The sequence below is a fragment of the Methylophilus sp. Leaf416 genome (assembly GCF_001424665.1).
In the GTDB taxonomy this organism is placed as follows: Bacteria; Pseudomonadota; Gammaproteobacteria; order Burkholderiales; family Methylophilaceae; genus Methylophilus.
Genome location: NZ_LMQS01000001.1, coordinates 319,976 through 333,075, shown reverse-complemented (window position 1 = coordinate 333,075; position 13,100 = coordinate 319,976). Strand labels below are relative to the sequence as shown.

Here is a 13,100-nt window from a genome sequence, read left to right as displayed (position 1 = left end):
GATTTAAGTATGCATAGCTTGAACACTCTTTAAAGCTAACATGTGCTCTAAAAAATTTCTCCTTATATATCAGATATATACCGTGTAAAAATTTTATATTTGCACCAAGTTTGGCTTGGAAGCTGCTCTTAACCATAGCTTCCTTAAGGTACAATAAGCAGCTTATTGCGTCAACGGCCCATCCGCCTTGGGGCCTGATTTAGAGAGGAAAAATGCGAATGCTTGTCAAACTGGTTATGTATGGGCTGATATTGTGGTTGGCCGTATGGGGCTATCGTCAGTATAGCCAGCCTTCAGCAAGACTCAGTGTAGGTATGAAAGCACCAGACTTTAAACTATCGGATGCTCAGGGCGGTAAGCGTCGCCTGGCTGATTGGCAAGGCAAATGGGTGGTGCTTTATTTCTATCCTAAAGACGATACACCCGGCTGCACCAAAGAAGCCTGTCAGTTTCGTGACGATATCCAGCAAATTCATGCTTTGGGCGCCGAGGTAGTAGGCATCAGCGTCGATAACGTTGCCAGCCATGCCGGGTTTGCGCACAAACATCGTTTACCGTTCCCCTTGCTTGCCGACACCAATGGCCAGGTTGCAGATGCCTATGGTGCATTATTTAACCTGATGGTGATCCAGATAGCCAAACGCACAACCTTTGTGATTGATCCGCAAGGCACCATTGCGGAGATTTACAGTAACGTGAATCCTGACGGGCATAGCCAAGTGATTATCAATGACCTGAAACGCCTTTCAGCTTTTTAAGAAGAATACGATGCAAGCACTATCCCTGATCGTAGCGCACGCGGATAACCGTGTGATTGGTCACAATAACCAGCTGCCCTGGCACCTGCCGGAAGATTTGAAACGTTTCAAGAAACTCACTATGGGGCATCATATTATTATGGGCCGCAAAACGTATGAGTCACTGGGGCGGTTGTTGCCGGGACGGACGACTGTCATTGTTACCCGCGATCCGGATTACAAGGTTGAAGGGGCGAAGGTGGTGCATTCGATTCCCGAGGCGCTGGCGGCGTGTGCGGGAGATAGCGAGCCATTTCTGATTGGTGGGGCTGAGCTGTATCTGCAGGGCTTGCCAGTTGTGACACGCTTGTATCTCACGCGTGTGTTTGCACAAGTGCGAGGGGATGCTTTTTTTCCAGCCATTGAAATGGCTGATTGGGAGCTGGTTTCTGAAGAGGCTAATATTTCGGAAAATGGCTTGCACTATAGTGATTTAGTGTATCAAAAGCGTGTTTAGCTCACATTAACTGTTGGTTTGAGCTACCTTGTTCACATAGATATCTAGTTTTAGCGCTAACCAATGTTTTTCGCCATACGGCGCGGCGAGTTACTGATGCTTCGGGTAGCAAAGAAACGTAACTCGCCGGGTGGTGAAATGCAGCGGAGCATAAAGCATATAAACTCTACGACAATTTAGCTAATTCCTAATCTTCCTGCTTAACACAATCAACAAAATACTCTGCTTTACCATTCACCAACTGCTTAACCAATCCATGGTTATCCGTCTCAAAACCAGGGAACTTCTCGTTAAACTCGCGTGCAAATTTCAGGTAATTCACAATTACCTTATTGAAACGCTCGCCAGGAATCAGCAATGGAATGCCAGGCGGGTAGGGCGTCAGCAATACTGCCGTGACACGCTCTTCCAAATCATCAATCGCCACACGCTCAATCTTGCGGTGTGCCATTTTTGAGAAGGCATCAGTAGGTTTCATGGCAGGCACCATATCCGACAGATACATTTCCGTGGTCAGGCGTGCGACGTCATTGGCTTTATAGACCTCATGGATTTGTGTAGACAAATCTTTCAGGCCTATGCGCTCATAACGCGGATGTTTCTGTACGAATTCCGGCAATACCTTCCATAATGGCTGGTTCTTGTCGTAGTCGTCTTTAAACTGCTGCAACGCAGCCACCATGGTGTTCCAGCGGCCTTTGGTAATGCCGATGGTGAACATGATAAAGAAAGAATAGAGGCCGGTTTTTTCTACAATCACACCGTGTTCAGCAAGATATTTGGTCACAATGGCTGCAGGGATACCAAATTCTTCAGAGAAATCACCGTCCACGTCCAAGCCGGGAGTAATGATAGTCGCTTTAATCGGATCCAGCATGTTAAAGCCTTCGGCCAGGTTGCCGAAACCATGCCAGCGCTCGTTGGCTTTCAGCATCCAGGCGTCGCGCTCTTCCAGGCCATCTTCAGACAAATCTGTTGGTCCCCAGACTTTAAACCACCAGTCGGTGCCCCATTCTTCGTCCACCTTGCGCATGGCGCGACGGAAGTCCAGCGCTTCTTTCAGCGACTCTTCCACTAAAGCAGTACCGCCAGGCGCTTCCATCATGGCAGCAGCGACGTCACAGCTGGCAATAATCGAATATTGCGGACTGGTCGAGGTGTGCATCAGGTAGGCTTCGTTGAATAAGTCCCTGTCCAGATGATTGTCCTGTGCATCTTGCACCAGAATCTGCGAAGCCTGGCTTAAGCCGGCCAGCAGTTTGTGGGTGGATTGGGTAGAGAACACCATAGACTCTTTACAACGCGGGCGGTCAGCGCCAATGGCATGGTAATCACCATAGAAATCATGGAAAGTCGCATGTGGCAACCAGGCTTCATCAAAGTGCAGGGTGTCGATCTTGCCATCCAGCATTTCCTTGATTTCTTCCACGTTGTATAACACGCCATCGTAAGTAGATTGTGTAATGGTCAATACACGTGGTTTGGCATTTTTGTCACTGGCAAATGGATTGCGCGCGATTTTCTTCTGGATATTTTCCCAGGCAAATTCACTTTTCGGGATGGGGCCGATAATACCGAAATGGTTACGGGTCGGCATCAGGAACACCGGAATCGCGCCGGTCATAATGATCGAGTGCAACACGGATTTATGGCAGTTACGGTCAACCACCACAATGTCACCCGGGGCAACAGTCGAGTTCCAGACGATTTTGTTGGAAGTCGATGTGCCGTTGGTTACAAAGTACAAATGGTCGCAGTTATAGATGCGTGCTGCATTGCGCTCTGAAGCTGCCACCGGGCCGGTATGGTCCAGTAACTGGCCCAATTCATCAACCGCGTTACAGACGTCGGCACGTAGCATGTTTTCACCAAAAAACTGGTGGAACATCTGGCCTACTGGCGATTTCAGGAAAGCCACGCCACCAGAGTGACCAGGGCAGTGCCAGGAATAAGAGCCATCGGCAGCGTAATGTGTCAAAGCCTTGAAGAAAGGCGGCGGCAGGCTATCAAGGTAAGCTTTAGCTTCACGGATAATCAGACGCGCCACGAACTCGGGCGTGTCTTCATTCATGTGAATAAAGCCATGCAGTTCACGCAACACATCGTTCGGGATATGGCGGCTGGTACGCGTTTCGCCGTGCAGGAAAATCGGGATTTCCTCATTGCGGTAACGTATTTCCTGCACAAAATTACGCAGTTGTTCGATCGCTTCCGGTTTTTCTTCGACGATTTCTTCATCATCAATTGACAGGATAAACGCAGAGGCACGGCTTTGCTGTTGTGCGAATGAGGTTAGGTCGCCGTAACTGGTGACGCCCAGTACTTCAGTCCCTTCCTCTTCAATCGCTTTAGCCAATACGCGGATGCCGAGACCGGAAGAGTTCTCGGAGCGGAAGTCTTCATCAATAATGACGACGGGGAAACGGAATTTCATAGTCTACCTTTTTAATGGCTGTCATTCTGGCGTAGGCCAGAATCCAGACCAGTAATTTCAGGATACAGATCCAGCCAATCTGGATTCATCTGTTCAATAATGCGTAATTTAGCGATACGCTTCCAAAATTTAAGTTGTTTTTCACGGGTAATAGCGGATTCCATGGTGGCGTGTAATTCATACCAAACAAGTATGTGTAAACCATATTTCTTGGTAAAGCCTTCACTCGCCCCATGTTTATGTTGCCAAATTCGCTGTATGAGGTTAGATGTAACTCCGATATACAATGTCCCATTGCGTTGATTAGTCATGATATAAACAGATGGTTGCATATCAAAGTCATGGGGAGTTTTTATCAGGCCTGGATTCTGGCCTGCGCCAGAATGACGGACAAATTTAAATCTTTGGTAGCGTCACACCGACCTGGCCCTGATATTTGCCACCGCGATCTTTATAGCTGGTTTCGCACACTTCATCAGATTCAAAAAACAGTACTTGGGCGCAACCTTCTCCTGCGTAAATTTTGGCAGGCAGCGGAGTTGTATTGCTGAACTCCAGTGTGACATAGCCTTCCCACTCTGGTTCAAATGGTGTGACATTTACAATGATGCCGCAACGCGCATACGTGGATTTTCCCAGGCAAATAGTCAATACCGAGCGCGGGATGCGGAAATATTCAACCGTGCGGGCCAATGCAAACGAATTGGGCGGAATCACGCAATAGCCTTTGCCAGATACTTCGACAAATGATTGCGGGTCAAACTGTTTCGGGTCGACAATGGTGCTGTTGATATTGGTAAACACGCGGAATTCGTCAGCACAGCGGATATCGTAACCATAGGATGACGTACCGTATGAAACGATTTTCCCGCCATTCTCTTCGCGTATCAGTGTCGGCGAAAACGGCTCAATCATGCCGTGTTGTTCAGCCATTCTGCGTATCCATTTGTCCGACTTAATGCTCATTCCGATATCCAGTCTTTGCGCGTTTTGTGGCGCTTGTGTACTTGCAAATAAAGAGAAAAAAGCGGAGTTTCAAACTCCGCTTTTAGTAGGTGCAAATAATAACAATAAATGCTGTCAGTTTTGCAAACTTTTTTATGAATTTTTGGCGATTATTTAAGCCTGCGGTATTCCTACCGCAAGTGCTTATTTGTCGCCGCCCAATTCAATGCTGTAACGCCAGAACTGATCTTCACTTTCGAAGATCACTTTAGACGCTGCCGGGTCACGGCTACCGGCAGGGTATTGATATACCGGACGCTTGTCTTCAGCCCATGCTTTAACGACCGGATCAACCAGGCGCCATTGCGCTTCAGCTTCAGAAATGTGCAGGTAGTTGGAGTTGTCACCTTGCATCAGGTTCAGCAATAAAGCTTCGTATGCATCTACGGAGTCATCACTATCCCAACGGTTGGCGGCATCCAGCTGGATGGTGCGCGTTTGAATATCCAGGCCAGGGATCTTGGATTGGATTTCCAGTTTGATGCATTCGCGTGGCTGAATACCAATGATGAGCCAGTTCTGGTCCTGGTCATTGATTTGCAGCGGCGCTTTTTTAAAGCGGATAGCAATACGTGTATCGGCTTCGTGCAGGCGTTTAGCGGTGCGGATGTAAAATGGCACACCTTTCCAGCGTGGATTGTCGATAAACAGTTTCAGTGCGGCATAAGTCTCAACCACGCTGTCATTGTTGCCCAGCTCTTCCAGGTAACCCGGTACTTTTTCGCCATTGATTTCGCCAGCGCTATATTGCGCACGGAATGCGTGTTTTTCCAGTTCATCAACCGGAATCGGGCGAATTTGCTCCAGCAATGCGATTTTTGCGTCACGCACACCTTCAGGAGATAAGTCCTTAGGCAATTCCATCGCGGTCAGTGCCAGGGTTTGCAGAATGTGGCTTTGCAACATGTCACGCAATGCGCCGGTGCTGTCGTAGAATTGGGTGCGGTCGCCTACACCCAGCATTTCGGTGTTGGTGATTTGTACGTGGTCCACATACTGGTTATTCCAGATCGGCTCAAGCACAGTATTGGTAAAGCGTTGCAGCAAGATATTTTGCAGTGCAGATTTACCCAGGTAATGATCGATACGGTAGATCTGGCTTTCTTTCAGGTGCTTGGTAATCGCTGCTTGCAGTTCTTTCGCAGATGGTAAATCGGTACCAAACGGTTTCTCGATCACCACACGGCGCCAGTATTTGTCTTCTTGTGTCAGGCCGACATTCGCCAGTGATTCCACTACCGGAGCAAAATCCACCGGACGTACTGACAGGAAGTAGGCCAGATTCTGCGGGAATACAGACTCATCGCTCAGCGTTGCTTTCAGCTTGCTGAATGCATCAGGGTCGGTTGGCGGGTTGGCATGGTAGAAGTTTCGCGCAATAAAGCGCTCAAACACGGCCTGGTCGTAGCCTTTTTTAAATTTGGCATCCAGCATGCTTTTGATGTCTGCACGCCAGGCTTCAAGATCAACCACTTGGCGGCCAACGCCGACAATTTTCAGTTCTGCTGGCAAGCGGCCCAGTGAGTCCAGCCTGAATAAGCCAGGATAAAGTTTTACGCGGGCCAGGTTACCACTAGCGCCAAACAGCACCAGTGTGCATGGATCAATTTTATTCGTCATTTCTAACCTTAAGATAAAAATGTAAACGGGAAAGGGCAAGCCTTTCCCATATTTTAAACATCACTAGTAATAAGCAAAAAAGCCTCTCATCAAGAGAGGCCTGTTTTATTACTTGGTTTTTACTGCGTGACCGCCAAATGCATTACGCATCAGGGAAAGCAGTTTATAACTGTAACCTTTTGAGTCCTGGCTGCGGAAACGTGCTTGCAATGCCACTGTCAATACTGGGGCGGCAACGCCTTGCTCAACCGCTTCAACCACTGTCCAGCGGCCTTCACCTGAGTCAGCAACGTATGGTGCAATGGCTTCCAGTTTCTGGTCGTCTTTCAGGGCTTCTGCAGTCAGGTCAAGCAACCAGCTGCGTACTACAGAACCATGACGCCACAATTCAGTGATTTGCGCCAGGTCAAGATGGAAATCTTCCTTGCCTTTGATCAGGTCCAAACCTTCAGCAAATGCTTGCATCATGCCGTATTCGATACCGTTATGGATCATTTTGGTGAAGTGGCCGGAACCGACTGGACCAACGTGTGCCCAACCGCGGTCAGCGTGTGTTAATGCTTGTGCATAAGGTGCCAATACGTCAGCGTATTGTTTTTCGCCACCGTACATCAGGCAATAGCCATTATCCAGGCCCCAGATACCACCGGAAGTACCACAGTCGATAAAGCCGATACCATGTTCAGCTAATAAAGCGCCACGACGTTGGCTGTGTTTGTAGTTAGAGTTACCACCATCAACGATAATATCGCCTTTGTTCAGCAGTGGAATCAGGTCTTTGATTTGGTTTTCAGTGATTTCACCAGCTGGTAACATCAACCAGACGATTTTTTGGCCTTCCAGTTTGCTAACTGCATCAGCAACTGAGGTTGCTGCTTCCAGGCCTTCGTCTTTTACTAATTTGTTTACGAATTCGGTATTAAAGTCAAAACCAACCACGTTGATTTTGTGACGAAGCAAACGTGCAGCCATATTGCCGCCCATTTTGCCCAAGCCAATCATTGCTAATTTCATCAGGATTTTCCTATGGTGTAAGGACAGTTATTGAAACACCCATCTTTTGGATGGCATGAACCCGAGCGGGTTATTTGATAATTTTGCAGAATTATCATGTCGAGTCGGTTATAATTATAACAAATGCAGCCAGCGACTGAAAGGCTGCATTTTGTTATTTAACAAAAATGTCACAAAGTGTTTTTGTGAATGACTTAAAGTTGTTTTGTATCGTTTTCTTACAGGTTTTTTATGTCTTTGAACTCTCAAACACGTTGGCACACTTTTCAATCACAAGATGAAATTAACCAGGCAGCTTTACAGCGCATTTTAGCCGCAGCTGATGAAGCCATTGCCAAGCATGGTAATTTCCTGGTGGTGTTAGCTGGGGGCAGTACGCCTAAAGCTGTCTATCAGTTACTGGCGAAAGCCGATGCAGACTGGTCAAAATGGCATATATATCATAACGATGACAGATGCCTGCCAGCCGATCATGCCGAGCGCAATAGCAAAATGGCGCGTGAAGCGTGGCTAAACCACGTAGCGATTCCACAAAACCAGATTCATGATATCCCTGCTGAGTTGGGCAATGTTGAAGGTGCCAAGGCGTATGCACAGACTTTAAAAGGTGTGCGTACATTTGACCTGGTCATTCTAGGTTTGGGCGAAGATGGCCATACTGCGAGCCTGTTCCCGGGCCAGCTGGTTGATAACACTGCTGACGTGGTGCCAGTCTACAACTCGCCAAAACCACCTGCCGACCGGATTACCATTAGTCAGGACCGTTTGAACAATACCAATGAAGTCATGTTTCTGGTGACTGGTGCCGGCAAACAAGAGGCGGTTGATAACTGGCGTAAAGGTGTTGCGATCCCGGCAAAGTTGATTCAGTCGCCAAACGGGGTGGATGTATACTGTTTTGGTGTTGAGCTGAAATAGAACTGTAGTTATAGCGAAAAATAAAAAAAGCGCCCACAGGCGCTTTTTTTATACCTTAAATTTAGATGCTTTATTTACTACTCTTTTCAGTGAGTAACTTTTCCAGTAATTGAATTTGCTGTTGCTGAAACTGAATAAGCTCCTGCCACTGGTGCTCGCGTAAATCATCCAATTTCTCGTGTAAAAGCAGAATCTCTAATTCTGCTTTGAGATTCACTTCGTAATCATGTTCGGCCTGCCTACGGTCAATTTCGGCTTCGCGGTTTTGTGACATCAATATAATCGGCGCCTGTATCGATGCCAGCATGGATAAAAACAAATTGAGCAGGATGTAAGGGTAGGGGTCAAACGCACGGTCATAGTGAAGCAAGATGACAGAATTCAATATAACCCACGCAACGAGAACAAAAATAAACGCAAAAATAAATGTCCAAGACCCACCAAAACGCGCCACGGCATCCGCAGCACGCTGGCCGAGATCGGAGGGTTGGCCGGATTTTTGTGATGGGTTACGTGAAATATGGCGGCGCTCGGTCAGCTGTCTCGCCACCTTTTGTGTATGCTCATCCATGGCCTCGTACTGCGCGCCAATCAGGTCTTCTGCGATATGGTGCTCACGGATAGTCATGCGATTTCTTTCTAGGTTTTTTGAATCACAATGTTGGGAAACTTGGCACTATGGTCCAAATTGGCAATCGCAATCTTGCTGGCCGCCTTGCGCGCGATCTGTTTATACGTGCTTGAAATTTTGCTATCCGGGGTAGCAACCACAGTCGGTTGGCCGCTATCCGCCTGCATGCGGATATTAATATCCAGCGGCAAGCTCCCCAGCAGATCCACGTTGTAATCCTTGGCCATCAATTCGCCGCCACCCGCGCCAAAAATATGCTCTTCATGACCGCAGTTGGTGCAAATATGCGTGCTCATGTTTTCGACAATACCCAGGATAGGGATGCCGACTTTCTCAAACATTTTGAGACCTTTGCGCGCATCGAGCAGGGCAATGTCCTGTGGCGTAGTCACGATAATCGCACCAGTGACCGGGATTTTCTGAGCCAGGGTCAGTTGGATATCGCCGGTGCCGGGCGGCAGGTCAATCACCAGGTAATCCAGGTCTTGCCAGCGGGTATCTCTTAATAACTGCTCCAGCGCACCAGTCACCATAGGCCCGCGCCAGACCATAGGCGTATCGGTATCCACCAGAAAACCGATACTCATGGCCTGAATGCCATGCGCGCGCATAGGCTCTATGCTTTTACCATCGGCACTATCCGGGCGACCGCTGATACCCAGCATTTGCGGTTGGCTAGGCCCGTAGATATCTGCATCCAGCAAGCCTACAGTTGCACCTTCAGCCGCCAAGGCCAAGGCCAGATTCACTGAGGTGGTGGATTTGCCAACGCCACCTTTGCCTGATGCCACGGCAATCACGTTTTTCACATTGGGTAGCAAGTTAACACCACGCTGTACGCTGTGTGCCACGATACGCGAACCGACATTGACCGTGATGTTGCCTATGCCATCCATAGTTCTCAGTGCATCCGCCACTTGCTGGCGAATCACATCAAACTGGGTTTGTGCCGGGTAGCCCAACACCACATCCAGGCTGACATCATTACCGTTAATCTGGATATTTTTGATGGATTTGGCACTGATAAAATCTTTACCAGTATTTGGGTCTATGCAAAGTTTTAAGGTGCTTTGAATCAATAATTCGCTGATGGCCATGCCTGGGATTCCTGAGGTAATGCCTGACTAAAGAGAGCGGGTATCTTACTCCATTGAGCACTCCTAGTCATGCAGACTCTATGCGATTTAGCCATTAAATTAGGTACCAAGGCACGTTCTCCGTCCGACCAGTAAGGTGGCTGTAAGCTGTAAGTATGCTCTGGTAAGTTACTCGTAAGGCTCCACGGATAATGTGGATACATCGGTAACAGAGATTTGTGCCCGAACATTTAAGTTACCCATTTATCAGGAGAAAATAATATGAAAAAAATACTCGCACTCACTGCCCTGGCCATGAGCCTTTCCAGTGTTGTTTATGCAGATACCTTGTTACAAACAGCTCAGCAAGATGGCAGCTTTAAAACTTTTTTAAAAGCGGTAAAAGTGGCAGGCCTTGAAAGCACCTTGAATGGCGATGGGCCGATTACCTTGTTTGCACCCGATGATGCCGCTTTTGCCAAACTTTCCAAAGCCAAATTAAATGCATTATTAGCTAACCCAATCGAGTTAAAAAAAGTGCTCAGCTATCATATATATCCTGGAAAAATTACACAGGCTGATGTGAGTGCCGGTCAAATAAAATCACTAGAGGGCGCAAATTTGAAGCTATCTGTTACCGAAGGCGTAAAAGTAAATAATGTTGCAGTGGAAGGCAATGAACTCAATGCCGATAATGGTGTGATTCATACTGTGAGTGCTGTGCTGATTCCTAAAAGTTAGTGAATTGTGAGCGTAATCAGTCTTTGCCAAAGCTTAAGGCCAATCAAGCATTATTGATTTCGCCAATGTTGCTGCAATAAATGGTTGTGGCATTGCTACTCATTATATTGCCTGCTAATCGCGGGCAATATGATTTACGGCGAGTGATATGTGGTGTCGAATGGCATAAAGATTCGTTGAAACTGCAACGGGTTTGCTAAAATAGTCGTTTTAAGTTTTGGTTACGGTGTCATGACACGCAAAATATTGGTCACTTCTGCACTTCCTTATGCCAATGGCAGTATCCATTTGGGGCATCTGGTTGAATATATTCAAACCGATATCTGGGTGCGATTTCAGAAAATGCAGGGCCATACTGTGCATTACGTTTGCGCGGATGACACGCATGGCACACCGATCATGCTCCGTGCGGAAAAAGAAGGCATCACCCCAGAAGCGCTGATTGAAAAGGTGCATGTTGAGCATAGCCAGGATTTTTCCGATTTCCTGGTGCAGTTTGATAACTACTATTCCACCAACTCGGAAGAGAACCGCCAGTTGTCCGGTAATATCTACCGTGCGCTCAAGGCTAATGGCAAGATCGCCAATAAGACGATTGAACAGTATTTTGACCCGGTCAAAAGCATGTTTTTGCCGGACCGCTTTATCAAAGGCGAGTGCCCCAAATGCCACTCCAAGGATCAATATGGTGATAACTGTGAAGTCTGCGGCACCACTTACAGCCCGACAGAATTAATCAATCCTTATTCTGCAGTGTCTGGCGCGACACCGGTACGTAAAGAGACTGAGCACTACTTCTTTAAGTTAAGCGAATGTGTAGATTTCTTGCGTGACTGGACCCGCTCCGGCACGTTGCAAGCCGAAGCTGCCAATAAAATGAATGAGTGGTTGGGCGAAGCGGGTGAGAACAAATTATCTGACTGGGATATTTCGCGGGATGCGCCTTATTTCGGTTTTGAGATTCCTGATGCGCCGGGTAAGTATTTTTATGTCTGGCTGGATGCGCCGATTGGCTATATGGCCAGTTTTAAGAACTTGTGCGGCAAGGCTGATTTGAATTTTGACGAATACTGGAAAAAGGATTCCACCACCGAGCTGTATCATTTTATCGGTAAAGACATTCTTTACTTCCATGCCTTGTTCTGGCCGGCGACACTGGAGTATTCCGGTCACCGCACGCCGACACAGGTATTTGCGCATGGTTTCCTGACCGTGAATGGCGAGAAAATGTCCAAGTCGCGTGGCACGTTTATCACGGCGCGCAGTTACCTGGATCACGTCAAGAATCCTGAGTATTTACGCTATTACTATGCCGCCAAGCTGAATGGCAGTATGGAAGATATCGACCTGAACCTGGAAGATTTTGTCGCACGTGTCAACAGCGACCTGGTAGGTAAATACATCAATATCGCCAGCCGTACTGCCGGATTCATTGCCAAGAAATTCGACAACAAAATCATTCCTGCCCAGCATACGGTGATCGATGATATGCGTGCTGCTGCACCGGCGATTGCTGAAGCTTTTACAGCGCGTGATTTTGCGCGTGCCTTGCGCGAAGTTATGAAACTGACAGATGCAGCCAATGCCTATGTGGCGGAGGCGGCACCATGGGTGGTAGCGAAAGATGAAAGTAAATCGCTGGAATTGCATGCCATTTGCAGTAACGCGCTGGAAATGTTCCGCATACTGACGATTTACCTGAAACCAGTGCTGCCAAATATTGCAACGGCGGTTGAGGCTTTCTTCGATGTCGAACCTTTGCAGTGGGCCGATGCGGCATTTGGGTTGGGTTCGCAAACCATACAGCCGTATTCACATATGGTGACGCGTCTGGAAGGCAAGCAGATCGAAGCCATGGTGGCAGCCAACAAGGAAAACTTGCAGGCAACTGAAGCTGCGCCAGTCGTTAAAGCTGAGGCGAAAGTCGAAAGCAAGCCAGCAGAAGAGGGTGTTTATATCTCGATTGATGATTTTGCCAAGGTGGATTTACGCATTGCAAAAATCGTCAGTGCCGAGCATGTGGAAGGCGCAGAAAAACTGCTGAAATTAATGCTGGATATTGGCGAAGCACAGCCGCGCCAGATTTTTGCTGGGATTAAGTCTGCCTATGACCCGGCCACCCTGGTCGGTCGCCTGACCGTGATGGTGGCAAACCTGGCGCCACGCAAGATGAAGTTCGGCATGAGTGAAGGCATGGTACTGGCAGCCAGTGATGAGCGTGGCGGACCGTATATTCTTTCACCAGACAGTGGAGCGCAACCTGGTATGCGTGTCAAATAATGCACACTGAATGATGATGTTCCGGAACGGAATGCGCCGACATCTGTCATAACTGGGTTGTCTTATTTAGCAATTCCTTGCGCTAAATCAAAGAAAATACAGCCGTTTTCGGTGTTAATAAACATTT

At 47.8% G+C, this 13,100-nt stretch carries 12 protein-coding genes; 5 read left to right on the top strand and 7 right to left on the bottom strand.

What is annotated here, in order from left to right; all coding sequences use genetic code 11:
- Positions 1-218 precede the first annotated feature (218 nt).
- Both ASG34_RS01505 and ASG34_RS01500 read left to right on the top strand, forming a co-directional pair.
- A complete protein-coding gene (locus ASG34_RS01505; protein WP_055825692.1) occupies positions 219-758 on the top strand; it encodes a peroxiredoxin in 540 nt (179 codons plus the stop codon).
- 10 nt (positions 759-768) lie between these two features.
- Complete coding sequence (locus tag ASG34_RS01500; protein ID WP_055825689.1) at positions 769-1,254, top strand: dihydrofolate reductase; 486 nt, start codon at positions 769-771, stop codon at positions 1,252-1,254.
- 187 nt (positions 1,255-1,441) lie between these two features.
- Here ASG34_RS01500 and ASG34_RS01495 read toward each other — a convergent pair whose 3' ends face one another.
- From ASG34_RS01495 to gnd, 5 genes are all read right to left on the bottom strand, one after another.
- Complete coding sequence (locus ASG34_RS01495) at positions 1,442-3,688, bottom strand: arginine/lysine/ornithine decarboxylase (protein WP_055825685.1); 2,247 nt, start codon at positions 3,686-3,688, stop codon at positions 1,442-1,444.
- An 11-nt stretch (positions 3,689-3,699) separates the two neighbouring features.
- On the bottom strand, positions 3,700-4,020 hold the full coding sequence (locus ASG34_RS01490; RefSeq protein ID WP_055825683.1) for a GIY-YIG nuclease family protein: 321 nt from the start codon (positions 4,018-4,020) through the stop codon (positions 3,700-3,702).
- 64 nt (positions 4,021-4,084) lie between these two features.
- On the bottom strand, positions 4,085-4,654 hold the full coding sequence (gene dcd, locus ASG34_RS01485) for a dCTP deaminase (RefSeq protein ID WP_055825679.1): 570 nt from the start codon (positions 4,652-4,654) through the stop codon (positions 4,085-4,087).
- Positions 4,655-4,837: 183 nt separating this feature from the next.
- Positions 4,838-6,313, bottom strand: a complete 1,476-nt coding sequence (gene zwf / locus ASG34_RS01480; RefSeq protein ID WP_055825676.1) for a glucose-6-phosphate dehydrogenase — start codon at positions 6,311-6,313, stop codon at positions 4,838-4,840.
- A 108-nt stretch (positions 6,314-6,421) separates the two neighbouring features.
- Positions 6,422-7,327, bottom strand: a complete 906-nt coding sequence (gene gnd, locus ASG34_RS01475) for a phosphogluconate dehydrogenase (NAD(+)-dependent, decarboxylating) (RefSeq protein WP_055825673.1) — start codon at positions 7,325-7,327, stop codon at positions 6,422-6,424.
- A gap of 231 nt (positions 7,328-7,558) precedes the next feature.
- Between gnd and pgl the strand changes: the two genes are divergently transcribed.
- Positions 7,559-8,245 carry a 6-phosphogluconolactonase gene (gene pgl, locus ASG34_RS01470; RefSeq protein WP_055825670.1) on the top strand — a complete coding sequence of 229 codons (687 nt, stop codon included), beginning with the start codon at positions 7,559-7,561 and terminating at the stop codon, positions 8,243-8,245.
- 70 nt (positions 8,246-8,315) lie between these two features.
- Here pgl and ASG34_RS01465 read toward each other — a convergent pair whose 3' ends face one another.
- Positions 8,316-8,873 carry a DUF1003 domain-containing protein gene (locus tag ASG34_RS01465; protein WP_055825667.1) on the bottom strand — a complete coding sequence of 186 codons (558 nt, stop codon included), beginning with the start codon at positions 8,871-8,873 and terminating at the stop codon, positions 8,316-8,318.
- 11 nt (positions 8,874-8,884) lie between these two features.
- Positions 8,885-9,973, bottom strand: a complete 1,089-nt coding sequence (gene apbC / locus ASG34_RS01460; RefSeq protein WP_055825664.1) for an iron-sulfur cluster carrier protein ApbC — start codon at positions 9,971-9,973, stop codon at positions 8,885-8,887.
- Between the two features lie 261 nt (positions 9,974-10,234).
- On the opposite strand from apbC, the gene ASG34_RS01455 reads away from it, so the two are divergent.
- Positions 10,235-10,693 carry a fasciclin domain-containing protein gene (locus ASG34_RS01455; RefSeq protein WP_055825661.1) on the top strand — a complete coding sequence of 153 codons (459 nt, stop codon included), beginning with the start codon at positions 10,235-10,237 and terminating at the stop codon, positions 10,691-10,693.
- 231 nt (positions 10,694-10,924) lie between these two features.
- Positions 10,925-12,973 (top strand): methionine--tRNA ligase, encoded by a 2,049-nt coding sequence (metG, locus tag ASG34_RS01450; RefSeq protein WP_055825658.1) that lies wholly within the window; start codon positions 10,925-10,927, stop codon positions 12,971-12,973.
- Positions 12,974-13,100: the final 127 nt, after the last annotated feature.

Coding starts and splice junctions, on each gene's coding strand:
- ASG34_RS01490 (WP_055825683.1), bottom strand. CDS start 4,020: ATGCAACCATCTGTTTATATCATGACTAATCAACGCAATGGGACATTG.
- ASG34_RS01465 (WP_055825667.1), bottom strand. CDS start 8,873: ATGACTATCCGTGAGCACCATATCGCAGAAGACCTGATTGGCGCGCAG.
- ASG34_RS01455 (WP_055825661.1), top strand. CDS start 10,235: ATGAAAAAAATACTCGCACTCACTGCCCTGGCCATGAGCCTTTCCAGT.
- ASG34_RS01505 (WP_055825692.1), top strand. CDS start 219: ATGCTTGTCAAACTGGTTATGTATGGGCTGATATTGTGGTTGGCCGTA.
- metG (WP_055825658.1), top strand. CDS start 10,925: ATGACACGCAAAATATTGGTCACTTCTGCACTTCCTTATGCCAATGGC.
- gnd (WP_055825673.1), bottom strand. CDS start 7,327: ATGAAATTAGCAATGATTGGCTTGGGCAAAATGGGCGGCAATATGGCT.
- zwf (WP_055825676.1), bottom strand. CDS start 6,313: ATGACGAATAAAATTGATCCATGCACACTGGTGCTGTTTGGCGCTAGT.
- dcd (WP_055825679.1), bottom strand. CDS start 4,654: ATGAGCATTAAGTCGGACAAATGGATACGCAGAATGGCTGAACAACAC.
- ASG34_RS01500 (WP_055825689.1), top strand. CDS start 769: ATGCAAGCACTATCCCTGATCGTAGCGCACGCGGATAACCGTGTGATT.
- pgl (WP_055825670.1), top strand. CDS start 7,559: ATGTCTTTGAACTCTCAAACACGTTGGCACACTTTTCAATCACAAGAT.
- ASG34_RS01495 (WP_055825685.1), bottom strand. CDS start 3,688: ATGAAATTCCGTTTCCCCGTCGTCATTATTGATGAAGACTTCCGCTCC.
- apbC (WP_055825664.1), bottom strand. CDS start 9,973: ATGGCCATCAGCGAATTATTGATTCAAAGCACCTTAAAACTTTGCATA.